The sequence below is a fragment of the Moraxella sp. 179-F 1C4 NHS genome (assembly GCF_045370505.1).
GTDB lineage: Bacteria > Pseudomonadota > Gammaproteobacteria > Pseudomonadales > Moraxellaceae > Faucicola > Faucicola tetraodonis.
In genome coordinates this window covers 1-565 of the sequence record NZ_JBIQEC010000080.1, presented here as the reverse complement: position 1 = coordinate 565, position 565 = coordinate 1, and the positions used below count along the sequence as shown (strand labels likewise).

The 565-nt window shown below is 75.0% G+C and carries 1 protein-coding gene; it reads left to right on the top strand.

Translation table 11 applies throughout. The features are described from left to right. Nucleotides 1–368: hypothetical protein (locus tag ACH0AB_RS11940; protein ID WP_406878281.1), on the top strand; the 368-nt coding region annotated here is incomplete at its 5' end. Nucleotides 369–565: the final 197 nt, after the last annotated feature.

Below are 565 nucleotides of genomic sequence, written 5' to 3'. Positions count from 1 at the left end.
CCGTGGCGACGGACATCGACGCGCTGCTGGCGCATGAACGGGGCGACGACTCGGACGGGCCGGACGTCCTGGTCACCGCCGAGCCCGGCGGGCTCTCACGGGTGGACTGGGCCGCCTTCCCGGGAGAGGCCGACGACGGGCACGCCTGCACCCTGTCCCGGATGCTCGGCGAGGACGTCGTGGACCAGGTGGAGCACCTCGGTCCGCCCGTGGTGCTGCCCCGGCTGGACGAGGGGGAGCACTGGCGGCTGGAGGCGTTCGACGCGCGCGGTCGGCGGGTCCACGAGATCCACGTCGACGGTCGGGGGGACCCGGTGCCGTCCGGCGGTATGGGCGGCTCCGCCCGGCCCCGTCGCGCCCGGCAGTGACGCCGGCGCGTCCGGGTGCCGGCGGTCCGGCCGCGGCACGGTCTGCGGCCCCGGGACCGTCTGGGGCCCACGCCGGTCTTCGAACACGGGTTCGAAGAATTCGGTAGAGTCCTGCACAGCACTGCGACGGGGTGTTCTAGTGCACCGGCGGGGCGGGCCCCGCGTATCGTGTCCGCCCCCCCCCCGACATTAACCGA